Annotated in this window: 22 protein-coding genes, 1 tRNA gene and 1 pseudogene; 17 read left to right on the top strand and 7 right to left on the bottom strand. The window is 44.5% G+C overall.

Annotated elements, in window-relative coordinates; genetic code table 11:
* Positions 1–80: 80 nt before the first annotated feature.
* A complete protein-coding gene (locus JCM15548_RS11085) occupies positions 81–2,516 on the bottom strand; it encodes a PD40 domain-containing protein (RefSeq protein WP_062125308.1) in 2,436 nt (811 codons plus the stop codon).
* Between the two features lie 341 nt (positions 2,517–2,857).
* On the opposite strand from JCM15548_RS11085, the gene bcp reads away from it, so the two are divergent.
* From bcp to xseB, 15 genes and pseudogenes are all read left to right on the top strand, one after another.
* Entirely contained in the window at positions 2,858–3,313 is a 456-nt protein-coding gene (bcp, locus tag JCM15548_RS11080) for a thioredoxin-dependent thiol peroxidase (RefSeq protein ID WP_062125305.1), read from the top strand.
* A 76-nt stretch (positions 3,314–3,389) separates the two neighbouring features.
* Positions 3,390–4,423: pseudogene (recA, locus tag JCM15548_RS26325) on the top strand (recombinase RecA).
* Positions 4,424–4,577: 154 nt separating this feature from the next.
* Positions 4,578–5,429 (top strand): CvfB family protein, encoded by an 852-nt coding sequence (locus JCM15548_RS11070; RefSeq protein ID WP_062125378.1) that lies wholly within the window; start codon positions 4,578–4,580, stop codon positions 5,427–5,429.
* A 139-nt stretch (positions 5,430–5,568) separates the two neighbouring features.
* Positions 5,569–5,958 (top strand): START-like domain-containing protein, encoded by a 390-nt coding sequence (locus JCM15548_RS11065; RefSeq protein WP_062125302.1) that lies wholly within the window; start codon positions 5,569–5,571, stop codon positions 5,956–5,958.
* Between the two features lie 142 nt (positions 5,959–6,100).
* Positions 6,101–7,576 (top strand): LptF/LptG family permease, encoded by a 1,476-nt coding sequence (locus JCM15548_RS11060; RefSeq protein ID WP_062125299.1) that lies wholly within the window; start codon positions 6,101–6,103, stop codon positions 7,574–7,576.
* 14 nt (positions 7,577–7,590) lie between these two features.
* On the top strand, positions 7,591–8,829 hold the full coding sequence (locus JCM15548_RS11055; RefSeq protein WP_062125297.1) for a bifunctional 3,4-dihydroxy-2-butanone-4-phosphate synthase/GTP cyclohydrolase II: 1,239 nt from the start codon (positions 7,591–7,593) through the stop codon (positions 8,827–8,829).
* A 146-nt stretch (positions 8,830–8,975) separates the two neighbouring features.
* Entirely contained in the window at positions 8,976–9,650 is a 675-nt protein-coding gene (locus tag JCM15548_RS11050; RefSeq protein ID WP_157482675.1) for a beta/alpha barrel domain-containing protein, read from the top strand.
* A 2-nt stretch (positions 9,651–9,652) separates the two neighbouring features.
* The gene (locus JCM15548_RS11045; RefSeq protein WP_157482673.1) at positions 9,653–9,961 is read left to right on the top strand and encodes a beta/alpha barrel domain-containing protein; all 309 of its coding nucleotides are present in this window, start codon (positions 9,653–9,655) and stop codon (positions 9,959–9,961) included.
* A gap of 357 nt (positions 9,962–10,318) precedes the next feature.
* On the top strand, positions 10,319–12,238 hold the full coding sequence (dnaK, locus tag JCM15548_RS11040) for a molecular chaperone DnaK (protein WP_062125290.1): 1,920 nt from the start codon (positions 10,319–10,321) through the stop codon (positions 12,236–12,238).
* A gap of 196 nt (positions 12,239–12,434) precedes the next feature.
* Entirely contained in the window at positions 12,435–13,418 is a 984-nt protein-coding gene (locus JCM15548_RS11035; RefSeq protein ID WP_062125288.1) for a hypothetical protein, read from the top strand.
* A 186-nt stretch (positions 13,419–13,604) separates the two neighbouring features.
* Positions 13,605–15,425 carry a YncE family protein gene (locus JCM15548_RS11030; protein WP_062125286.1) on the top strand — a complete coding sequence of 607 codons (1,821 nt, stop codon included), beginning with the start codon at positions 13,605–13,607 and terminating at the stop codon, positions 15,423–15,425.
* A 193-nt stretch (positions 15,426–15,618) separates the two neighbouring features.
* Positions 15,619–16,443 (top strand): toxin-antitoxin system YwqK family antitoxin, encoded by an 825-nt coding sequence (locus JCM15548_RS11025; RefSeq protein ID WP_062125283.1) that lies wholly within the window; start codon positions 15,619–15,621, stop codon positions 16,441–16,443.
* Between the two features lie 24 nt (positions 16,444–16,467).
* Complete coding sequence (xseA, locus tag JCM15548_RS11020; RefSeq protein ID WP_062125281.1) at positions 16,468–17,817, top strand: exodeoxyribonuclease VII large subunit; 1,350 nt, start codon at positions 16,468–16,470, stop codon at positions 17,815–17,817.
* 97 nt (positions 17,818–17,914) lie between these two features.
* Complete coding sequence (locus JCM15548_RS11015; RefSeq protein ID WP_062125280.1) at positions 17,915–18,838, top strand: sensor histidine kinase; 924 nt, start codon at positions 17,915–17,917, stop codon at positions 18,836–18,838.
* Between the two features lie 8 nt (positions 18,839–18,846).
* Positions 18,847–19,047, top strand: a complete 201-nt coding sequence (gene xseB, locus JCM15548_RS11010; RefSeq protein WP_062125277.1) for an exodeoxyribonuclease VII small subunit — start codon at positions 18,847–18,849, stop codon at positions 19,045–19,047.
* On the opposite strand, the gene cdd is transcribed toward xseB, so the two are convergent.
* From cdd to JCM15548_RS25965, 5 genes are all read right to left on the bottom strand, one after another.
* Positions 19,044–19,523 carry a cytidine deaminase gene (cdd, locus tag JCM15548_RS11005; protein WP_062125275.1) on the bottom strand — a complete coding sequence of 160 codons (480 nt, stop codon included), beginning with the start codon at positions 19,521–19,523 and terminating at the stop codon, positions 19,044–19,046. The two genes, xseB and cdd, sit on opposite strands and share 4 nt — an antisense overlap.
* Before the next feature lie 11 nt (positions 19,524–19,534).
* Positions 19,535–20,491: a glucosaminidase domain-containing protein gene (locus JCM15548_RS11000; protein ID WP_062125368.1), complete on the bottom strand. Its 957-nt coding sequence runs from the start codon at positions 20,489–20,491 to the stop codon at positions 19,535–19,537.
* 195 nt (positions 20,492–20,686) lie between these two features.
* On the bottom strand, positions 20,687–21,646 hold the full coding sequence (fmt, locus tag JCM15548_RS10995) for a methionyl-tRNA formyltransferase (RefSeq protein WP_062125272.1): 960 nt from the start codon (positions 21,644–21,646) through the stop codon (positions 20,687–20,689).
* A gap of 378 nt (positions 21,647–22,024) precedes the next feature.
* The gene (rbr, locus tag JCM15548_RS10990; RefSeq protein WP_305047388.1) at positions 22,025–22,468 is read right to left on the bottom strand and encodes a rubrerythrin; all 444 of its coding nucleotides are present in this window, start codon (positions 22,466–22,468) and stop codon (positions 22,025–22,027) included.
* Positions 22,459–22,602, bottom strand: coding sequence for a ferritin family protein (locus JCM15548_RS25965; RefSeq protein ID WP_305047385.1), 144 nt, complete (start codon positions 22,600–22,602; stop codon positions 22,459–22,461). Before JCM15548_RS25965 ends, rbr begins: the two co-directional genes overlap by 10 nt.
* 270 nt (positions 22,603–22,872) lie before the next feature.
* Here JCM15548_RS25965 and JCM15548_RS10985 point away from each other — a divergent pair, with 270 nt between their 5' ends.
* Both JCM15548_RS10985 and JCM15548_RS10980 read left to right on the top strand, forming a co-directional pair.
* Entirely contained in the window at positions 22,873–23,259 is a 387-nt protein-coding gene (locus JCM15548_RS10985) for an ISAon1 family transposase N-terminal region protein (protein ID WP_227625716.1), read from the top strand.
* 31 nt (positions 23,260–23,290) lie between these two features.
* Entirely contained in the window at positions 23,291–24,235 is a 945-nt protein-coding gene (locus JCM15548_RS10980; protein WP_062125268.1) for an ISAon1 family transposase, read from the top strand.
* Between the two features lie 107 nt (positions 24,236–24,342).
* On the opposite strand, the gene JCM15548_RS10975 is transcribed toward JCM15548_RS10980, so the two are convergent.
* Positions 24,343–24,419, bottom strand: a tRNA-Met gene (locus tag JCM15548_RS10975).
* Positions 24,420–24,446 lie beyond the last annotated feature (27 nt).

Below are 24,446 nucleotides of genomic sequence, written 5' to 3'. Positions count from 1 at the left end.
GGGATTTTTTTTATCCTGAAACGTTTTTATAGGGTTTAAATTGGATTCAAGTGACTGTTTTTCAGTGCGTGATTTCTGAATTATTCTTTTTTACGGGCCTCTTCCAGTGATATTTGCTGGCCATTGAAAAAGGCCACTACAAATGCGCCCGGAAAACCTGCTTCTCTGATGTTTTCCACCTGTGATTTGGCTGTTTCGTAGGCCGGCCAGGAGCCGCTGAAATACTTTCTTAAAGGCTTGTCGGGCAAGGCTTCACTGGATATTTGCGGAATGTTGGCCAAGGCTGCTGCGTTGGGTTCATTTCTGAATACCCCAATTTGTATGCGGTACTCGAGCGGCATCGGGGTTTGAGTGGTTGCCGGTTCCGTTTGGCCGGTTCCGGGTTGGGCGGTCGCAAAAGCGCCGGCCACTATATCCGATGGGGTTTCGTCCCTTCGTGCCGGCTGACCGGTGGCGACGCCTGCTTCGTTTTTGTGAATGGCTGGATAGGAGGGCGCTACACTGCCTGAAATGTCCGTGAAACGTGTGCCGGTCTGACTGGCAGGACTTGTTACCATTGCTTGTGCGGTTCCGGCCATTTGTATATTGAGCGATTCTTCCAACATTTCATTGCTTTGTCTTTTTAGGGCCAGCAATCGTTCCAGTTGCTCCGGATGGTAGGTTTGTAAACGTTTGATGCTCTCATCCGCTTCATTGTAGCGGGTTCTGGCATGACTGGCCAGCTCTTCGCTTCCAGCCTGGTTGGAGCTTGCACCCAATGCGAGGGCCCTCTCATAATAAAGACGGTATTTATGATCCAATGCCTGCTCGTAGAGTATCAGGGAGTTGCGCTTGTATTCTCTGGATTGATGGATCAGGTCCTCCATTTGCTGACTCATCTCCTCCTCAATGTCGCTGCCATTGGTGATTCTGTCCTTTAAATTAACCGGCTGTGTGGTAATGTTGCGCGATTCCTCCAGCAATCGAGCCGATTCAAGGGAGAGGATGTTGGCCCAGACAGAGAGCGAGTCGGCCCGCTGAAGTTCAGCGATTTGAGAGGGATTGAAAAGGGTGCGGTACATGGGTGCCCGCTCCTCCATTTTTCTTTGAAACTCGGCATCTGTGTAGAAGGATAATTCCCCCTTTTTCAGGTTGGCTAAAATGGTCTGCAACTCCGTTGGTTGATCTGGCATTTTTTGAGTGGAAGTCTTCGGGGCGTAACGGCCTTCTCTGATTTGCTGTCGGATATGGTCCAATTCCATCCTTCGGGCTTTTTGGTAGTGGCTGTTAATAGATTCTTCCAATCCGTAGGTTTGTTTTTCCAAGGCCACAATTTGTTCGATGAGCTGTTTTAATTCTTGCTGATTATAGCTTTGACTGTAGGCTTTACGCTTATTTCCCATAAGTAGGGTCAGGCTGTCCCGCTTTTGGCTGATGGTAAAACCGTCACGGAAGGCCGACAGGGCTTCTTTGCTTTGGAAGTGCTCAAACTGTGTGTAGACGAGGGTGTCACTGACCTGAAATCGGAACAGCTCTGTTTTTCGCTCTTTTTTGGGGGCGTTACGGGAGGAGAGTGTGGAGCTGGCACGCGGCAGGGCATTTTCTGAAACAGGCAGTGCTGCCAACGTTTTTATCTGATGCACGTTTTGGGTTAAATTACGAATGACCTGGTCGTCCCACACAATTTCCGCAATGACCAGGCGCTCGCTTCCAACACCACGGTTGGTGGCGAACCAGGCCCTTCCTGCGTATATGTCGGGGACCAGTAAATAGTCATCATCCGGCGAGTTAAACGGGGGGCCTAGGTTGGCAGGTTCTGAGAAGGTGCCCGATTGTGGATCAAAGAAGGACTGGTATATATCCAGGCCACCCATTCCGCCCGGTCGGTCTGAGCTAAAATAGATGGTGGTTCCATCCGTTAGCATAAAGGGATAGAGATCGTTGTAATCACTGTTGATAGAACCTTCCAGGAACTCCGCCTCCGTCCATGCATCCAGCAAGCGGACAATTTTATACAGATCGTACTTTCCGCTGCTTCCCAACAGGGGGAAAAACACTTCATTGCTTCTTTCGGTACGAAAAACAATTTGATCGGGATGGACCCCTACACTGAAAAATTCACCCGCTGTCAATAATTTCCCTGCATCCTTAGATAGATGGTAATAGGTTAGAAGGTCTGCTTTATCGATGGTGTCCTTTTGAATGACTTCAATGTTAAAGTGTTTGTTAATCAGTCTTTCGGCAGCCTGACAGTCCTCAATGGCCCGCTTGGCCCGGTCGGTCATTTCGTTGTTGCCCTTTTGCTTTTTAAGGAAGAGCTGGTATTGTTCTTCTGCCAGTTGGGTTTCATAAACGCGTTGGTACAATTGTCCCAAATAAAAATGGACATCCGCTTCCGGCGGTCGTGAAGCCGCTATTTTCAAGCGTTGAATGGCTTCATCATAGCTTTGATTGAGCTTGAACAGCGAAACACCGTAATAGTAATTATAGTCAGCATCTCTGTTTTTTCTTTCTAAAAGCTTTTCGTAAATTGGCAAAGCTCCGCATATTTTCCGGCCTTGAAGAGCGACAGAGCTTCAGACGGTGTGGCCTGTCCCTGAGACCTTATGCCCGTTAAAAACGAAAATGAGAGTATTAGGTAAAAAACTATTTTCCTCCGCATGATACTTGCTTTATGTCTGATTATCAATTGATATGTATTTATGATTAAGGGCTTCAAATTTAATCAAAGCTGGGGAATTTCCTTTGACATTGTCACATATTTCGCAACAAAAGATAGTCACCCCTTGTTTCAGAAGCGATGGCCCCATTTCCTGATTGATCAGGGAGGTCGGCAACGGCTGAAATGGGCCAGATACGCTAATTAAAACATACGCAAATGACACATTTAAAAGAAGGAATGCCAGCACCGGATTTTTCCGGAAAAAATCAGGCCGGAGAACTTATTTCACTGAAAGACTTCAAAGGTAAAAAGGTCGTTCTCTATTTTTATCCGAAGGACAATACGCCGGGTTGTACCTCAGAAGCCTGTGATTTAAATGATAATTATGAGACTTTTCTGAGCAAAGGTTATGAGGTGATCGGTGTGAGTCCCGACAGTGAAGCATCTCACCAAAAATTCATCGATAAATATAAGCTCCAATTTAACTTAATGGCGGATACGGAAAAGGAAATTCTTCAGGCTTATGGTGTTTGGGGCGAGAAAAAAATGTATGGAAAAACCTATATGGGAGTGATGCGGACAACTTTTATTATTGATGAGAAGGGGCTGATTGAGAAGGTGATTGAGAAGGTGAATACGAAAAATCATAGCCAGCAGATTTTATCAGAATAAGGCTTTGATTGAATGGGTTTTTAATTTTTTTCTTATCTTCACCATGCTAAAATAATTGAATATAATATACCAAAAGATGGCTGAACAAAAAGAAGCAAAAGAGAATAAAGTGAATCAGGAAAAACTGAAAGCCCTTCAGTTAACCATGGATAAAATTGAAAAGTCATATGGCAAGGGTGCCATTATGCGCATGGGGGATACGGTTTATATTGATGTGCCCGTTATTCCATCAGGTTCCATTTCTCTGAACCTGGCATTGGGTGTGGGTGGATATCCACGTGGACGGGTTGTGGAAATATTTGGTCCTGAATCTTCCGGTAAAACCACCCTGGCCATTCATGCCATTGCAGAAGTCCAGAAAATGGGAGGTATTGCTGCCATTATTGATGCGGAGCATGCTTTTGACCGTTTTTATGCCGAAAAGTTAGGGGTTAATATTGAAGAGCTCCTGATTTCCCAACCGACAATGGGGAACAGGCACTGGAAATTGCGGATCAGTTGATTCGTTCTTCTGCTGTGGATTTGGTGGTGATTGACTCCGTAGCGGCCTTAACGCCCAAGGCTGAAATTGAAGGAGAAATGGGTGAAAACAAGGTGGGTTTGCAGGCCCGATTAATGTCCCAGGCCTTGCGGAAGCTGACTTCCAATATTAGTAAAACCAACACCTGTTGTATTTTTATCAACCAGCTGCGTGAGAAAATTGGCGTGATGTTCGGCAATCCCGAAACCACCACCGGTGGTAATGCGCTCAAGTTTTATTCTTCCATCCGATTGGATATTCGTCGTATATCCCAATTGAAAAACGGGGATGAAGTGGTTGGTAACCAGACAAGGGTTAAAGTGGTAAAAAACAAAGTGGCTTCCCCCTTCCGTAAAGCAGAATTTGACATTATGTATGGTCAGGGTATCTCTAAGGTCGGCGAAATTGTTGATCTGGGGGTGGAGCATAACATTGTTAAGAAAAGTGGCAGCTGGTTCAGTTATGGTGAGACCAAGCTGGGACAGGGGCGTGAAGCGGTTAAGGATTTGATTAAAGACAATCCGGAGTTGGCCGAAGAAATAGAAGCCAAAATTGTGGCTGCGTTAAATAATAAGGATAAAGTCAAATAGTTACTGATTGGACTTTGGTTTTATAACTGAGTATAAAAGAGGTTGCCGGTCATGGCAGCCTCTTTTTATTGGCATTTTTTTTAAAATTCATTACTTTGTCAAGGTCCCAATTACTTTATGGGTATCTTTGGCCTCAATAAAAATTATCGCTGAGATGGCAGTTGAAATAGGAAAAGTAAACAAGTTAAAGGTTTTGCGGGTGGTCACCATTGGTGTATATCTGGATGGAGATACCATTGGAGATGTACTTATGCCCAGGAGATATGTGCCCTACGGCACCAAAGAAGGGGATGAGTTGGATGTATTCGTTTACCTTGATTCGGAGGATCGTTTGATTGCTACCACGGAAACACCTCTGGCCGTGGTAGGTGATTTCGCCTTTTTAAAGGTGGTTTCGGTCAGCAATTTTGGTGCTTTTTTGGATTGGGGTTTAATGAAGGATCTTTTGGTTCCTTTTCGGGAACAAAAAGAGAAGATGGAGAAGGACCGCTCCTATGTGGTGTATGTTTATTTTGATGATGAAACCGGCCGTATTGCTGCATCTGCAAAAATTGATCGCTTTTTGGACAATGTTTCCCCATCCTACCAACCGGGCGAGGAGGTGGACCTGATGATTGCTTCCAGAACCGAATTGGGCTATAAGGCCATTATTAATGGCTTACATTCAGGGGTTCTCTACTATAATCAGGTGTTTAAGCCGCTGGTAATGGGGCAAAAGCTAAAGGGGTATATTGCCAAGATTCGGGAGGATGAGAAGATTGATTTGTTGCTCGAACGTCCCGGCTATGAGAAGATGGATGATCTCTCGGAACAAGTTCTGGCTGTTTTACGAGAAAAGGGTGGCCTCATGCAGGTGTCTGATAAAAGTTCGCCCAGAGATATTGAGATGCTTTTTAAGATGAGTAAAAAGAATTTTAAGAAGGCACTTGGGGCTTTATATAAAAAGCGTCTGATCATTCTTGAAGCCGGGCGAATAAAATTGGCGGATGGGGGAGTTGTTGAGTGATGTGTTTGTTTAGAAGTTTGTTAGTGAGTGATTTAGTGCTTCGTAAGAGACTGTTTGAGGCTTTTTTCTCAGATAGATTTTTTTTTATTGGATAAAACCACTATATTGTCGAAATATAAACAATTAACAACTCATTGATATGACAGAACAAAGAGAGACTATTGAGTTGGAATATCTTCTTAACACTTCTCCCGGAATACTTTTTAACCGATTGAGTACGGCGAGTGGACTTAGTGAATGGTTTGCCGATGATGTGTCGGTTCATGGCAAGGTTTTTACTTTTAAGTGGGAGGGAAGTGAGCAAAAGGCGGAACAAACTTTGCGAAAGGAGAACAAGCTGGTCAGATACACTTGGATAGATGAAGATCTGGAGGGTGTTTGGTTTGAATTCCTTATTAATGTGGATGAGTTGACCGGTGATGTAGCCTTGGTTGTTATTGACCATACAGAGGCCGATGACAAGGATGATATCATAGAACTCTGGAACCGTCAGGTTGAAATTCTGAAGCACGGTTTGGGTTCTGCTTAGATTTATCCTGTTTTTTGATTTCTAATCACTAAATTTGCACCCGGATATGTTAACGCATAAGCCGGGTTTTTTTATTTGCTGCTTGCATTTTGGAATAATTATTGTCCATTGTAGCGTATTTTTTGACTGTGTTTGAATCACCATGAAGAAACTGCATCTATTTATATTCAGAAGCTACACAGGGCCATTAATCATGACTTTTTTTATTGCCATGTTCATTCTTGTCATGCAGTTTATGTGGCGGTATGTGGATGATCTGGTTGGAAAAGGGCTGGAGTGGACTGTTTTGATGGAATTGCTGTTTTATGCTTCTCTGCAGGTGGTGCCCATGGCTTTGCCCCTGGCCATTTTGCTGGCTTCATTGATGACTTTTGGTAACCTGGGGGAGAATTATGAACTGACAGCACTTAAATCAGCCGGGGTTTCTTTGCCCAGAATAATGATGCCGCTTATCGTTCTTACCATGGCCATTTCCGGCATGGCTTATGCCTTTTCCAACAATGTATTACCGGTCGCCAATCTTAAATTGGTGTCTATTCTGCATGGAATCAGGGAAACCCGCCTGGAATTAGATATTAAAGAACGGGTTTTTTATCAGGGGGTGGATGATTTTAGTATTAAAGTCGAGAAAAAGGACAGGGAAACCAATATGCTTCGGGAAGTGATGATTTATGACCACCGCGATCGGCAGGCAGCTAACAGTAATGTGACTTTAGCGGATTCGGGTAAATTGCAGGTTTCTGAAGATAAAAAACACCTGTTGCTGACCCTCTATGACGGGGTGCGCTACGATGAACGGGTGGCTCTTGAAGCTGGCAATAAAAGGCAGCAGCAGAAGAAGGACTCCTGGATGTACCGTACAGATGTGTTCAAGGAACAGATTGGCATTATACAGTTGCAGGGCTTCGATTTTTCCAAAACAGATGAAAACCTTTTTCGGGGCGGTGATCGTATGAAAAATCTCAAACAGATTTCTCATGATTTGGACTCCCTTCGTCAGGAGCGCCAGGTTTACATCGCATCGGTGGAAGATCGCTCTTCTCATTTGCATTTCAACCGGATGCGGGAGCCGCGAGGCGAGCGCTTGTCGGTGATTGATTCAGCGGTAGTGACCAACGCGGACTCTGCCTTTAACACCCTGGATGGGGGCAGGCAGTTAATGGTTATTCAGAATGCCATCCGGTCGGCCAGAGATCATAAACAAACCATTGATGACCAGATGCGCTTCATTGAAAGGGAGGATGACCGGATCAGAAAACATCAGATGGAGTACCATCGGAAATTCACCCTTTCCTTTGCCTGTCTGATTTTCTTCTTTATTGGTGCACCCCTGGGGGCCATCATCCGTAAAGGCGGATTAGGAATGCCTGTTGTCATATCTATCTTCTTTTTTGTTGTGTATTACATTATCGATACCATGGGAACCAAATTTGCCCGTGATGGCGTCTGGTTTGTTTATCAGGGCATGTGGTTGTCATCGGCTGTGTTATTGCCCATTGGGGCATTTCTAACTTATAAGTCGGCCACCGACTCAGCCCTCTTAAATGCAGATGCTTATTATTCCAATATGCAAAAATTGAAAGAATTTATTTTTAAAAGGAAAAAAGACCATATTTAATCAATATCATACCAATGTCATTACCAAACGAATTTGAACTTAACACTATTGAGGAAGCCATTAATGCCATTCGTGAGGGCGAGCTTGTAATTGTAGTGGATGATGAAGACCGGGAGAACGAAGGCGATTTTATTGCTGCTGCCGAGTTGATAACGCCTGAGAAGGTCAATTTTATGGCCAAATACGGAAGGGGGCTTATTTGTGCACCTATAACGGAGAAGCGCTGCGAAGAATTGGATCTTGATTTGATGGTCGGAAAAAATACCTCTCTACATGCCACGCCCTTTACCGTTTCGGTCGATTTAATTGGTCGTGGTTGTACGACGGGCATATCTGCATCTGATCGGGCTGAGACGCTTTTGGCGCTGGCCAACCCGGATACCAAGGCTGAAGAATTGGGGCGTCCCGGACATATATTTCCCTTGAAAGCCAAGGAGAAGGGCGTGCTTCGCCGTTCGGGCCATACCGAAGCTGCCGTTGATTTGGCCCGTTTGGCCGGTCTTAGTCCGGTGGGCGTGCTGGTAGAAATTATGAATGACGATGGTACCATGGCCCGCATGCCGGAACTCATGGAAATGGCGAGGAAGTTCCAATTAAAGATTGTGACCATCAAAGATTTGATCGCTTACCGTTTAAAGCAGGACAGTCTGATAGAAAAAGGCGTTGAAGTCCATCTACCCACTTCCTACGGCGATTTCCGCTTTATTCCTTTTAAGCAGAAGTCGAACGGCCTTGAGCACATGGCCCTGATAAAAGGGGAGTGGGACAGTGAAGAACCCATATTGGTGCGCGTTCATTCCAGTTGTGCTACCGGTGACATCTTTGGTTCCCTGCGCTGTGAGTGTGGCGAGCAGTTGCATAAGGCCATGAAAACCATAGAGAAAGAAGGGAAAGGGGTGATTGTTTATATGAACCAGGAAGGTAGAGGTATTGGTCTGATGAGCAAGATAGCCGCTTATAAGCTTCAGGAAGACGGCATGGATACAGTGGATGCCAATGTTGAACTGGGCTTCGATGCTGATGAGCGGGATTATGGTGTGGGTGCACAAATTCTGAGAGAATTGGGCGTTTGCAAAATGCGCTTGATGACCAATAATCCCATTAAGCGGATAGGATTAGAGGGCTATGGTCTTCAGATTGTTGACAATGTGCCCATTGAAGTGGAAACCAATCCTTTCAATGAGTTTTATATGCATACCAAGAAGACAAGAATGGGCCACAATTTGCAATACTTCAAGTACCAGAAAAAGTAGATTTTGACGCGTCCATTGGATCGATATTCATAAAAAAGCAGGTATTCATGCAAACGAATACCTGTTTTTTTTTGTTCGGGTATTTACTTTTTTCAGATTTTTCAAGTACTTTGCTGTCATATTTCATATTAACCCTTGATTGTTTTATGACTGATCTTTCTACTTTTTATATGGGGCTGCCAGTGCCCTCGCCTATTGTGGCAGCCAGTAGCGGCCTTACAGGAAATTTGGCCCAAATCAGGGAACTGGAGATGTACGGAGCAGGTGCTATTGTGCTTAAATCTTTGTTTGAGGAGGAAATTGTTGTGGAGCTGGACCGTCGCCTGAATAAACTGCATTCAGAAAATTATCTTTATCCGGAGACCATCGGGTTTTATGAAAATGATGATGTAGAGGACACGCTGACGAACTATTTGAAGTTGATTTTTGATGCCAAAAAAGCAGTGGATATTCCTGTTATTGCCAGCATTAATTGTGTCACTTCTCAAAACTGGCCTTCATTTGCTAAATATTTTCAAGAGGCAGGAGCCGATGGTCTGGAGTTAAACGTTTTCTTATTACCGTCGGATTTGTCTGTACCCGGACAAGATTATGAGTCTGCTGCATTGGATATTGTCCGTAATGTGATGAAGGAAGTCACCATTCCGGTAAATGTGAAGATCAGTCCCTATTTTTCAGGGCTGGGCAATATGTTGAGGCAGTTATCAGAATCGGGACTTCAGGGGATTACGCTTTTCAATCGGTTTTTTGACCCGGACTTTGATATGGAGCACTGGAAATTGTTCCCGGGCCGGTTTATAGCGGTTCGGACGACTATTTAAATGTGTTGCGCTGGATAGCCCTTACAGCAGGAAAGGTGAAATGTGACTTGTATGCTACTACCGGTGTACATAGTGGATTAACGGCGGCTAAAATGATTTTGGCCGGTGCGCAAGGTGTTCAGGTAGCCTCTTCTTTATATAAAAGCGGGATCCCGCATTTAAGACAAATGAACCAGGAGCTGGCGGGTTGGATGGAAGGTAAAAGTTTTGAAGGAATTGAGGATTTTCGAGGTCAGTTGAGCCAGAATAACATCGATAATCCTGCCGGCTTACTAAGGGTTCAGTTTATGAAATATTTTGCCGGTAAGTGATTGTTCTGACGATTTGTCATTTATGACTGTCAGTCGGCCATTCGACCTAAAATGACGCACTTTTAAAGGGCCGGTAAATGGTTGTTAATAGTTGATTAAGTGGGGCCTGCGCCCCACTTTTGCTTGGTGGCTTTTTTTGATGGCCAAGGGTTTTGATCCTACAGATCCGGCATTTTGCAGATGTCTCAAGTGCCATTATTACATAAAACTTCTCCTTTTTTTAAATGGCACAGCCTTTGATTGTTTATGACTGTCCGGTTAAAACCGCTCCTGATTTTTTCAGCGCTTTTATCGGGCCATCAAAAGTTGATAGAGACCGAAATAAAATAATTGAAAACAGTATAAACAATTTACAAAATGGCAAAAATAATTGGAATTGATCTGGGAACTACTAATTCTTGCGTTTCAGTAATGGAAGGTAACGAGGCGGTTGTCATCCCCAATAGCGAAGGTAAAAGAACAACCCCTTCAATTGTGGCGTTTGTGGAAAATGGAGAGCGTAAAGTAGGAGATCCTGCCAAGCGTCAGGCCATTACAAATCCCACAAAGACCATATATTCGATCAAGCGCTTCATGGGTACCATGTATGAAGACATTCCTCATGAGGTTACCCGCGTGCCTTATAAGGTGGTAAAAGGCGATAACAATACTCCACGTGTGCAAATTGATGACCGTCAATATTCCGCACAGGAGATTTCTGCGATGGTACTTCAGAAAATGAAAAAAACAGCTGAGGACTATCTGGGACAAGAGGTGACAGAAGCGGTTATCACCGTACCGGCTTACTTTAACGATGCGCAGCGTCAGGCGACCAAGGAAGCAGGAGAAATTGCCGGATTAAAAGTGCGTCGTATCATCAACGAGCCAACGGCGGCCTCATTGGCTTATGGTCTTGACAAGCAGGACAAGGACATGAAAGTGGCTGTGTTCGACTTAGGAGGTGGTACTTTTGATATCAGTATTCTTGAGTTGGGTGATGGTGTTTTTGAAGTAAAATCAACCAATGGTGATACCCACCTGGGTGGTGATGATTTTGATGACGTTATTATCAACTGGTTGGCCGAAAGTTTTCTGAATGATGAAGGCATTGATTTGCGCAAAGATCCCATGGCCCTTCAACGTTTGAAAGATGCGGCTGAAAAAGCCAAAATTGAGTTGTCAAGTGGCACCAGCACTGAAATCAATCTGCCCTATATTATGCCCGTGGATGGTATTCCCAAACACTTGGTCAAAACATTGAGCCGTTCACAGTTTGAACAGTTGGCAGATGGTTTGATTCAACGGGCTATTGCACCTTGTAAACTGGCTTTGAAAGATGCCGGCATGACCGCTTCTGATGTGGATGAGGTGATTTTAGTAGGTGGTTCTACCCGTATCCCAGCTATTCAGAAATTGGTAGAAGATTTCTTTGGAAAGAAACCTTCAAAAGGCGTGAATCCCGACGAAGTTGTGGCTTTAGGAGCTGCCATTCAGGGAGGTGTATTGACCGGCGAAGTGAAAGATGTATTGTTGCTGGATGTTACCCCTCTGTCATTGGGTATTGAGACCATGGGTGGTGTAATGACCAAACTGATTGAGTCGAATACCACCATTCCGTCTAAAAAGTCGGAAACCTTCACAACAGCTGCCGATAACCAGCCATCTGTTGAAATTCATGTCCTGCAGGGTGAACGTCCCATGGCCAAAGACAACAAAACCATTGGTCGTTTCCACCTCGACAGTTTGCCACCCGCCCCACGCGGTGTTCCACAAATTGAAGTGACTTTTGACATTGATGCCAATGGTATTCTGCATGTGAAAGCCAAGGACAAGGGTACCGGTAAAGAACAAAGCATTCGTATCGAGGCTTCTTCCGGATTGTCAGAGGATGAAATCAAGCGCATGAAAGAGGAGGCTGAGGCCAATGCGGATTCAGATAAGCAGGCCAAAGAGCGTATCGAAAAATTGAATACAGCCGACAGTTTGATTTTCCAGACTGAAAAACAACTGAAGGAGTTTGGCGATAAGATTCCTGCTGAAAAGAAAGCGCCCATCGAAGCTGCTTTAGAAAAGCTTAAGGAAGCCCATAAATCTCAGGATATCGCTGCCATTGATGCGGCCACCACTGAGTTGAACACGGTATTCCAGGCGGCTTCTCAGGACATGTACAACGCCAGTCAGGCACAAGGCGCTGAAGGCGGTCAAGCTCAGGGTGATGCCGGAAAACAGCAATCTTCAGGAAACAACAAAGGTGGCGATGACGAAGTGACCGATGTTGATTTTGAAGAAGTGAAATAAGGTACGGTTTTATACGACCATCCATTATTGAATATACGCAGCAAGTTTTTGACTTGCTGCGTTTTTTTGGGATCGAAATCGAAATTTCGGATGTTTGATACAATTGTTGAATCGGGTCTTGCAAATAAAAGAGATAATAACTTAATTTGCGAGCGCTGTATGCAGTGCATCAAATACCTTAATTCTGATATTATCCATGAAAAGACTACTGCCCATCTGGTTGTTTTTTATTGCGTTGACAGCTACCAAAGCGCAAGATAGAATCATTACAGTTCAAAAAGATACCATCGACTGTCGAATCATATCGGTGGGTGATGAGCGCATCATCTATGAACAAGAGACTTCCGAATTCCAGGTGGTTGGAAAGTCGATAGCCACTTCGAATGTATTACATTATTTACGTTTAAATCAACCAGGTGTTGACAGGGACCCTTATCGGGCACCATTTAGTCTGGACAGGCCCGAACGCCCCTACCTCCTTACGATACAAGGTGGTATGGCCCGGTTGTTTACCGATTTTGGCTCCTATAAAAATACGTTGGTGGAAATGGGGGTGCCGACTTCGGAAGCAGATGATTACATTGGACAACTGAAAAACGGATTACACATTCATGCAGCTTTTCATTATTTGCTGTCCAAAAATGTGGGTATTGGCGTTGATTATTCGCTTTTTTATTCTGCCTCCGAAAAGAATTTTTTAATCCCAGGATACAATCAAATGAGCCTTCCGGTGTTTGTCCATTTATCCTTGGATGAAAAGCTTTATGCCCATTTTTCGGGCCTTTCGCTTTTATTTCAACAGTTTCCGGGCAGTGCAGGAAAATTGAAAATATCAGAAACTTTGTCTTCCGGGCTTTTTCTGTTTCGCAATGAAGTCAGAAGTTCTGAATATCAAACTTATTGGAATGAGGGTGCTGGTTATAACATAGGATATCAACAATACTATGACCAGGCCAATGCGGTAACTACGGGAGCAACAGTCGGCATCAAAGGCGGGCTTTCTGTTGAATATCAAATTTCGCCCGGGTTTTCGGCCGGTTTGGCAGGGAATTTCATCTGGGCGAAACTCCAAAAAGCCTCCTACAAGGATGCCGATAATGAAATCAATGATCAGGAGCTGGAAACGGCCATCGATGTCTCTCACCTCGACTATGGTTTGACTGTGAGGTACAGTTTCTAAATGCGTGTCGAACATCTTTAATTTCATATTTATGAAGTGGGTTTTTAAAAGTTTTCTTATAGTTACTGCCACAGTGCTTTCGTTTTCTTGCAGTAATGACTTCGTTAATGAGCATTCCGACATTACTGATGTGGGCGAGTCTTCCATTTTTATCTCCCAACATGGGAAGCCGATGATTACCATTTTGTGTGTGAAGGGGCGGGAGAAACCGAATTCCGGATTGAGCGTAAACCCGACTGGCTGATTCTCGACGCCTTTTCAGGTAAATTTAGTAAGGACACGGCGATCATTCACGGGCAGGCGCACGCGCAAGCGGATTTTAGTGAAGCGGGTGTTTACATCGACCAGATGCTGGTAAGTGCCAACGGTAAAAAATACGCCGTCCCCGTATATTACATTACAGAAGGTGAGCCTGCTGTACAAGTGGCGGGGTCGCTTAGAATTAGTTACGACAACGGAAGTAACCAATTGGAAATTGCCAATTTTGGAGATGGTGTTTTGCTCTGGGATATTGTGAGCATGCCCGACTGGCTTTCGGTAGACATCGACCGGTTCAACCCGATGTCCCTGCTTCTTGGGCAAGGTGGGATTACGAATATCCCCTTTAAGTTGAATGTCGAAAGGGCCGTAGAAAGCGGTTGGAATGGTTTAAATGGCTCCATTTGGCTGGTGACCAACGACCCGAACAATCAACAGGTTGAAGTCGCCGTTTCAGCTGATTTGGGAACGCCTCAGTTGCAAATTTATTCTTACTATTTACCAATAGAGTTTGGGACAACGGAAACCAGCAAATTATTGAATATTAATAATAACGGAAATGGTATTCTGGCTTGGCACTTAGAAGAACTTCCCGATTGGCTCAGCGTTTCTGCAATGTCCGGCGTTTGTCCCGCTTATTCTGGTATTGAGATTTCTTTTATCTGCGACCGCACCCAACTTGAGCCGGGCCTGAATTCTGCCACCATTTATCTGAAATCCAACGATTCCAATAATCCTTCCTACCCCATTTCCGTAACAGCCCGTGCAGTAGGTAATAATGTAAACATCCAGGCCCTGGAAGGTCACATTACGGATGCCTCCTTCGACAAAGGCTCTAATACCTTGTATTATGTTACGGGGCAACCCAATAAACTGGTCGCTTATGACGTTAACGCCAGAGAAATTTTGTACGAAGTACCATTGAGCAAAGCCCCCACTTGTTTGGCGCTTTCAGAAGATTACTCAAAGGCTTTGGTAGGACATGGTGGTAGAATTAGTGTGGTAGATATGACCAGTCATTCCGTTACAAAAACAATCGAGGTCTCGGGTATTTTGGCCGACATAGAGTGGGCTGCATATAATTGGTGTGCCTACACAGAGAGCGGTGATTTTGATGTTCAGCATACATCTGTTTATTGGGTCAATCTTAGTAACGGATATGCCATGGAGGGAAGTCGTGTGTATGAGGACTGTCTGATTAAAAAGGTACCTGGTCAAAACTACATTATTGGGTCTGAAACAGAAGTGTCTTCAGGTGTTTATGTGTACGATATAATGGACAGAAGTGAAAAGGCAGACATTTTTGAATCATTCGATGATTTTTGGTTTGTGGGCAATTATATCATCAGTTCAAAAGGTCGCGTTTACCGCTTATCTGATGCCATTTCCAAAGATGGTTATGTTACAGACGGACTTTCTTCTATTGCAAGTCTTGCTTTTTCGGGAGATAGCTATTACTACACCATTCCCTGGATGGATTATTGTAGAAGTAGTCATTCGGTTTTTGCGCTCAAATATCAAAATTACCAATCTATTTCACCTGAAATTTATCAGTTTGAAGACAATGATTTTACCTTAACGCAAACCTACAGCTATGACAATCTTTATCAACCTGATGCCCAGGCAGCTCCTTATGAGGTGCAGGCGCATTATCTGTTTTCCAATAGTTTGGGGACAGAATTGTCGGTTTTGCGCAAAGGGAGTGACAATAATTTTTGGTCGATTGAGTTTGTCCCCATACAGGAATAAAGGGATCGTTTCGATTTTTATTGCGGCGATTTACTTGTAGCGTTGAGGAGTTGTTGTTTTGCCATTATTGGATGCAAATTATTCAAAAACAGTTATTTACAAAGCGGTAATGAACTATTCTCATTATAGGTTATAAAAAAGTCTCCCCAAGTGGGAGACTTTTTTTATTTTTGAGCAAATTAATAAGTGAGTTATGGAGAGGAAGTATTGGGTGCTTATTTGGATGTTGGGTCTTTTTTCTTATTCTGCCATTCTGGCGCAAGAGGCGTTTGCAACGGACGGGGGTATTAATCAGACGGATGGGGATGGTTTAAGGCAAGGGGTATGGGAGCGGACCTATCCTAATGGCCATACCATGTATAAAGCTACTTTTGTGGATGGAAAACCCGTGGGAGAAATGCTGCGCTTTCATCCCAATGGGCGCCAAATGGCGCGCATCGTATATGATGATGAGGGCCAGATAGGGCTTGGGGTGTTGTTTGATGAGAATGGGATTAAGATGGCTGAGGGGACATTTGAAGGCACCCATAAAACCGGTGAATGGCAGTTCTATAATCCCAAAGGCCGATTGATTGCAGAGGAGCACTATGTGAACAATCTGAAAGATGGCCAGTCGGTAACCTACTATTCCAATGGCCGTGTGGCTTCCATCTCCCATTGGGAGAAAGGTAAAATGCACGGTTTGGAGACGACCTACTATCCCGGAGGCGGGGAGCGTTTGACAGCCAATTATAAGGAGGGGAAATTGCACGGGGCTTATACCATCTATTTTGAAAATGGGCGAAAGGAAATTTACGGCATGTACAATGAAGGCAGAATGGATGGCTCCTGGTTTTTCTTTAATGCCTTGGGGCATGAAGATTATCGTCTGAATTATAAAAATGGTGTAGCCGAAGAGCAGGGGTTTTTAGATAAGCAACAGGAGGAGCGCTTTCGGGAGTTTGAACGGAACCGGGGGCGACTCAAAGATCCGGAAGATTATACCAATGACCCGGATAGCTACATGATGGGACAATAATTTATACAACTAAAACTTTAACCTATGTCACACCCCGCTATTTCTTTGCTGGAACTCAATCGCCAGTTAAAGGGTGTTGTACAAAGCTCTTTTTCGTCGGCGCTTTGGGTGCGGGCAGAAATTGCAGAGTTGCGTGAGAACAGAAACGGCCATTGTTATCTTGATCTGGTAGAGAAGGATGAACGCTCTGATCAGGTAGTGGCCCGTATGCGGGCCATGATTTGGAGCTATACTTATCGCATGCTCAAACCCTACTTTGAGACTTCCACGGGACGTCCCCTTACCAATGGTATCAAGGTTCTTGTGAAAGGTTCCCTTGAATTTCAGGAAGTCTATGGTCTTAGCTTCGCCATTAAGGACATTGACCCGACTTATACCTTGGGTGATTTGGAGCAACGACGTCAGGAGGTGCTCAAGCGATTGAAAACAGAAGGGGTGCTTGAGATGAACAAAGGTCTTTCTTTACCTTTGGTGCCTCAGAAAATCGCCATTATTTCATCTGCCGGAGCCGCCGGGTATGGCGATTTTATTCACCAGTTGGAAAACAACGCTTTTGGAATCACCTTCTACCATCGTTTATTCCCCGCTGTGATGCAGGGCGAAAAAGCTGCACAGTCTATTGCAGAGGCATTTGACAGGATATTTGCGTACGCCGGTTTTTTTGATTTAGTGGTTTTAATACGGGGAGGAGGGGCCAGTCTCGATTTGCTTTGTTTTGATGATTATTGGCTGGCCTATCATATCACCCAGTTCCCACTTCCTGTAATTACGGGAATCGGTCACGACCGGGATGTGTCAGTGGCCGATATGGTCGCTCATACCTCTGCCAAAACCCCAACGGCTGTGGCTGAGTTCCTGATATCTGGCGCTTCCCGGGTATTGGAACAGGTGAACAGTTATAGCAGGAATTTAAAGCAAATTACACGGGAAAAGCTCTTGCAGCACCAGAATCGTCTGGATCGGCAGTCGTACCAGCTGGTTCCAAGGGCTCAGCAGTTGATGGCCGAAAAACGACATCAGCTTTTGAATTTGGGTCGACGCGTGCCGGCCCTTACTCAAGGGTATTTACAGGGGCAAGCGCAATTGCTGAAACAGTTTGGTGGACAGATCAGGCAAATGCCTTCGAGGGCTTTGACCGGTGAGCATCAAAAACTGGGGAGGTATATTGGCCAGTTAAAGGGCCAGAGTATTTCTCTTTTAAAACATTCTAAATTGCATTTGGAGATGCTGGATAAGAATAACCGTTTGAATGACCCTTCAGAGGTATTGAAGCGGGGATTTACAGTTACGCTGCGCAATGGTGAGGTGATAAAAGATGTTCAACTTTTAAATCAGGGAGATCTTATTGAAACCCGGTTTAGGATGGAAAAGTGAGCAGTGAAGTCCAGATACAGGTCAAATAAATTTCTAAATTGGCTTTTAATTTTAAGGATAAATTTTAATTTTACACTGTAACTAAAGCTGTTAATGTATGCCTGCTTTTCTGCTGTTTCCTCTTAGTTTCGCCCTTGAAAATTCCATGTTGGCTTTTGGCGTCGGTAGTCTGGTGTTTAGTAATGGTTATTTTCTGGTGGGAATGGCCATGAGTTTTTTGGCTTTAGGGATACTTGTTGCGCTGTTATTTTTGCGTCAAAAGCGTCTTAAGAAAGAGTTAGCGCTATGTGGAGAAAAACTTTTTGAAGCAGAACAAGCCAATCAATCCAAGGATAAGCTATTCTCTATTGTGGCCCACGATCTTAGAAGTCCTTTTAGCTCGTTAATGGGCTTGTCTGAAATGCTGGTGCTGCAGTCAGAAAGTTTGAACCACGATCAAGTGCAGTATTACAGCAAATTGGTCCATAATTCCACCAGCAAACTATACACTTTGGTGGAGGACTTGTTGCAATGGTCGCGCACACAGACAGGAAATACGGCCTGCCATCCTGAAAAACTGGATTTAAATATCTTAACAACCAATATTGTTAACTTGTTGCGCATCAGTGCGCAGGAAAAGGATATTGTGATTGCCTTAAAGATGGAAGGGCAATTGGAGGCTCTGGCCGATGCCAATATTTATTCCACGGTTATTAGAAATTTAATCAGCAATGCGATTAAGTTTTCAAGGGTGGGGAGCACCATCCAGGTCAATGGTCTGAAAAGAGCCGATGGTGTTATCGAAATGACGGTGGCCGATAGGGGGATTGGAATGGACAGTACGCAATTGGAAAATGTTTTTAAAATAGATGGCAATCAGTCCACCTCCGGAACCCACAATGAGCCAGGTACCGGATTGGGTTTGATTCTATGCAAAGAGTTTGTGGAAATAAACAATGGTGAAATTGAAGTGGACAGCCAGTCAGGCGTGGGAACCACTGTTAAGTTTACCATTCCTTCAATGGATGATAGAAAAAATTAGATAGTGTTATGACAGATAAAAAGATAAGTTACGGTGATGCCATCATCGAGATCGAAGAAATTTTGGGGCTGATGGAAAATGAGGAGTTGGATGTGGACGAACTTTCCGCCAAGGTGAAAAGGGTTTCAGAACTCATTCGTCTGTGTCGAAAAAAGCTGCTTCAAACCGAAGAGGAGGTTGAAAAGGTTCTTAAAGAAATTGAAGATTAAAGTTCATTCGGGCCGAAGGATAAAGGCAGTAAGTCGTTGGCATTATCCACTTTGATAATGCCATCTTTGCCCACCAATAATAGTGGAAAATTCTTTTTACAGCGATGAGATGTTTCATTGATAACTTGTCGGCAAGCCCCGCATGGAGCCACAATGCGTGAAACCATTTCAGTCCCTTTAACCGAAACAATAACCATCGTTTTTACAGCTACTTCGGGAAACTGGGATCCCGCCCAGAACAAAGCCACACGTTCCGCACACAAACCTGACGGATAGGCGGCATTCTCCTGATTGCTGCCGGTGATGATTTCTCCATTTTCCAGCAAAACGGCAGCTCCTACTTTGAACTGAGAATAGGGCGCATAGGCCTTATGGGCAGCTGATAAGGCTGATTCTACCAGTTGCTGTTCCTCTTCCTTTAAGTCTTTAATGGCATCGTAATTGGTCAGTTCAATGCCAATATGGGTTTTACGCATGGTGTCCCGTTTTAATATTTAACGCGTTTGCGCAGATTCAGTCGGTCCCCGTTTTGAGGCTCTGTTCCTTCTTCCATGCGGTTAAGATAATAGAGGCGATTGAGGCGAATGCCGTATATCTGGCTTATTTCATGCATGCTTTCACCGCTACGTACGGTATGGTGTGGATGGTCGGGGTGGGCGTTGCGCCTTTTCGACTCTACATACAACAGGCGGTATTTGTCGAGTCGCGTATTCGGAGGTAAATCATTGTAGTGAGGCAATTCCCACGCTTTTAGATTGAACATTCGGGCCAGACTTTCAAAAGTGTCCCCCTCTTGTAATTCAACGTATTTGACCCCATTGTTGTACTTGACCGGCCGTGTTTCGTATGGGTTAATGACCAGTCCTCCGGCATCTTTTCTTCGCTCCAGTTCCCGGTTAGATTTACGGGCCCGGGGACTGATGTTCTGATCGTATTGATACAGTTCTTCCTCTTCAATAATTCTGATGAGGAGCTGGGCATATTGCGGATTCGTGGCATATCCGGCCTTGCGCAAACCGTGTGCCCATCCTTTGTAATCGGTGGTGGCCAATTCAAACAGGGCGGCATATCTGGAACGGGTGGTGAGAAATTCTGAATGGTCCTGGAAGGATTCAAGGGCACTGTTGTACTTCCTGAAGCATTCATTTCTGGCGTCATCGTGGTGATACACCCGCTTGCCGGTCCAGTCGCTGTGGCATTTTATTCCAAAATGGTTGTTGTCTCTTTTGGCCAGCGTGCTGTTTCCTGAGGCAGACTCAAGAATGCCCTGAGCCAGGGTTATAGAAGCCGGAATGCCTGTCACATTCATACTTGAAATGGCCCAATCCTTATAGGTGTCAATGTACTGTTGGCGGGTAATTCTATTTTGTGCGTGAATGCTGTCCGCCAAAAAGGCGAGGTGTATAAGCAATAACAGTGATGTAGCAATTTTTATCTTAGTCATTCGAATTAGCTTGTATGGTTCAAACGCAATTATTCTTATTTCAGTGCCTGTGAAAAGCATCTGGAGACAAATATAAATATTTGGGGGATATAATCCAGTCAGTTTCTTCACAGAAGGGGCCGCTTTTAAGAAAATACCCTTGGCTTTGTCTGTCAGACTTAAAGAATATTTCGTTTTGTCGGGCAAGAACCAAAATTATTTAAAATAGGCTTCCGGCTGCCACTTGTAGCCACGGAGGAAGTCTTCTGTCTTCATTCGTTTTTTTCCTGCCAGTTGAAGTTCATGTATCAGAAGGGGCCGATCCTTGGTGCCTACCTTAAGGACCGATTTATGGTCGCAATATACAGCCCCTGGTTGCAGGGTTTCTATTTCATCCAGCAGGCTTGTGCTGAATATCTTGAGGGCAATCGCTTCTTTGCCGGGCTCAATCAGCTCGGTCCATGCACCGGGGAAGGGACTTAATCCCCTTATCTTGTTGTGTATGGATGCGGCGGATTGGTTCCAATCCAACCGGCCATCTTCTTTGAAGATTTTAGGGGCCGGTTTTAAAAGGGTGCTTTCGTTGGTGTTTTGAGGTATTTCCTGAACCGTATTGGCTGCAATGGCCTCTACTGTTTTTACAACCAGAACGGCACCCGCTTCCATGAGTCGGTCGTGAACATCGCCGGCATTGTCATTGGGCGCAATGGCGACTTTTTCCTGCATGATGATGTTTCCGGTATCAATGTCATGGTTCAGAAAAAAGGTGGTGACGCCGGTTTCTTTTTCACCGTTGATGACGGCCCAGTTGATGGGGGCAGCCCCCCTGTATTGGGGCAATAGCGATGCATGGAGGTTGAAGGTGCCCTTTGGGGGCAGATTCCATACGACTTCAGGCAGCATTCTGAAGGCCACCACAATTTGCAGGTCGGGCCGGTAACTTTTGAGCTCCTCTAAAAAGTCCGGGTTTTTCAGCTTTTCTGGTTGCATAACGGGGATGCTCAACTCCAACGCCATTTCTTTGACTGCTGAAGGTTTTAGTTTTTGTCCCCTTCCTGCTGGCTTGTCGGGCGCGGTAATGACGGCAACAATGTGGGCGCCCCGCTCGTGAAGTACTTTAAGATGATGGGCCGCAAATTCCGGCGTGCCCATAAATAGGATGCGAAGATGGTTCATGCTCGATTTCTTTTTAGCGAAATTACGGGTTTTACAGCAATTTGCCTATAGATGAGGGGGGAAAAGAGGGGGGGTAGGTCAAGAGGTTGAGAGGCAATTAGGTCAAGAGGTCTAGAGGGTGGGAAGGGTAGATGGGGTAAATGGGGGTAGATAGGGGTCGATAGGGTTGATTGGGTAAATAGGGTTGATTGGGTAAATGGGGTTGATGGGGTAGATGGGGTTGGATGGGGTGGTTGCCGTGGGGCCTCTGTGAGCCTCCATGTAACAAATAATTATAAGTTACGCAGAGAGCCACAGAGGATGCACAGAGAGCCGGGGAGGCATTCAGGCTGCCCTTTAAGTCCAGGCTCTTTGTTTTAATCTGCCTGGTTGAGCCGACTAGTAGTTCTTAACTTCAATTTCAAAGTGCTCCTTGTCGTGATCACAGGCCGGACAAACTTTTGGTGCCTTGGTGCTTTCATGAACGAAACCGCAGTTGCGACATCTCCAACGCACCTTTTCTTCACGCTCATATACTTTGCCTTCCAATACATTGGCCATTAGTGCCAGGTAGCGGGCTTCGTGTTCTTTTTCAACTTTTGCAATGTTTTTGAACACATTGGCAACTTTTTGAAATCCTTCGGCTGCGGCCACTTCTGCAAATTGGGGATACAAGTCGGCCCACTCTTCGTTTTCACCCTCTGCGGCCGCTTTCAGGTTTTCAGCCGTGGTTCCTACTTTCCCGGCAGGGAATGTCGCGGTCACTTCCACCATGCCGCCTTCTAAAAATCCAAAAAATCGTTTGGCATGTTCGAGTTCCTGATCAGCGGTTTCTAAAAAGATGGCTTCAATTTGGCGATAGCTTCTTTGCGTGCCTGTTTGGCAAACATGGTATAGCGACTGCGTGCCTGAGATTCACCGGCAAAGGCCTTTAATAGGTTTTTTTCCGTTTCGCTTCCTTTCAATGATTTTTCCATTCTGAATTGTTTGATTGTTTTTTATCAAAGCCCGAAAATAGTATAAGGAATGTTGAGAATGAAAATAAATTAGGGGAGGGGAGGTTGGGAGGCAAGCGAAGCGCAGTCCCGCGAAGCGGGATGTTAGGTAGGAAGGGTGGGAAGGGTAGATGGGGTGGATTGGGTGGATTGGGTGGGGAGGGGCGATGGTTGCAGCTAAATGGGATCACGCCCAAAAGTTGGGTCTAAATTCAAAATATCTCATATTTGCATTTCAATAATTAAATGCAGATGAAAGAAGATATCAACCAATCGTTGTTAGAACTCATACTTCCAGAAGGGATCCTAGAGTACTTTAGTATTGTTAGTCTGGAAAAAGGCGAAAGCGGAAAATATGTCTATGATAAAACACTGACCATTTATCTGGAAGAAAAAAACAAAATTCCTGAAGAATATAAAACGCATAAATACAAGGCAAGTGGTTTTATGCAGCCTCGCCTGATCAATGATTATCCCATTCGCAATATGTTAGTAACCTTAAATGTTAAAAGGCGTCGATGGGATGTGGAGATTGACAATCAAACAAAGAAGGTTACAAGAGATTGGAATTTAGTAGCACAGGGTACTCGCATGAGCGCAGAGTATGCTGCTTTTTTAAAAGAAATTAGTCGATACTAATGCAATAAGCTGTCAGAGTCTAGAAACCTATTTGGGCGTTAATGGGCGCAACTTTCAACGTCAATATAAAGAGAAACTGAGTGATTTCTACAGTTGGAAGCAGCTGGCACATGCAGAGCAGTACATTATTTACCCCAAAAATCTCGGTCCTTACCTGACAATTGATGAGACGGCTTTGTCCAATGGTGAGCTCTATACCATTATTACCAACAAGGCCAGGAAAGGAAAGAAAGGAGCTATTGTTGGGATGTTCAAAGGGACTCAATCAAGTGATATAATCAAAATAATACTTGAGCATTACCCGGCTCATAAGCGCAAAATTGTTCGAGAGGTTACACTGGATATGGCTGGAAATATGAACCTTATTGTCAAAAAATGCTTTCCCGGTGCCATGCGCGTTACAGACCGGTTTCACGTGCAGAAACTGGCCTACGAGGCCGTTCAAGACATCCGCATTAAGCACAGATGGGAAACATTAGATGCTGAAAATAAAGCCTACAAAGAAGCCAAAACAAAAGGAATTGAATACCACCCTGAAGTTCTATCCAATGATGATACCCGAAAACAACTGCTGGCAAGAAGCAGATATCTTCTATTTAAACCTGAAGAACGCTGGACACTCGCTCAATGGAATAGAGCCCAAATACTATTTGAATTATATCCTGACATTGGAAAAGCCTATAAACTTGCCAATAACCTTTGTGAAATCTATAACTGGAAAATTCAGCCAGATATTGCGAGAACAAAACTGGCACATTGGTTTAATGACATTGAGAAAGCAGGATTTAACGCTTTTATGACCATTAGAAGAACCTTTGAAACGCATCATCAAACAATCACAAACTACTTCTACAGCAGAAGTACGAATGCCGCTGCTGAATCATTCAATGCAAAAATAAAAGACTTTAGAAGACAGTTCCGAGGCGTTGTTGATGTCAAATTCTTCCTCTTTAGATTGTGTAAGATTTATGCCTAGACCCAACTTTTGGATATGATCCGCTAAATGATGGTCTGGTTGATGCACGTTTGATGCAAAAAAAACAAAGGGTTGCGAGTCTGATAGACTGCAACCCTTTGTAGATTTGGTACCGAGAGGCGGGCTTGAACCGCCGACCTCATGATTATGAATCATGCGCTCTAACCAGCTGAGCTACCTCGGCATCTGTAACTTTGTTTTTGCGGTTGCA

Origin of the sequence: Geofilum rubicundum JCM 15548, from assembly GCF_000974365.1 — a bacterium.
Classification (GTDB): Bacteria; Bacteroidota; Bacteroidia; order Bacteroidales; family Marinilabiliaceae; genus Geofilum; species Geofilum rubicundum.
Note: the sequence above shows the minus strand (reverse complement) of the source record. Positions and strands in the feature narration are given on the sequence as shown.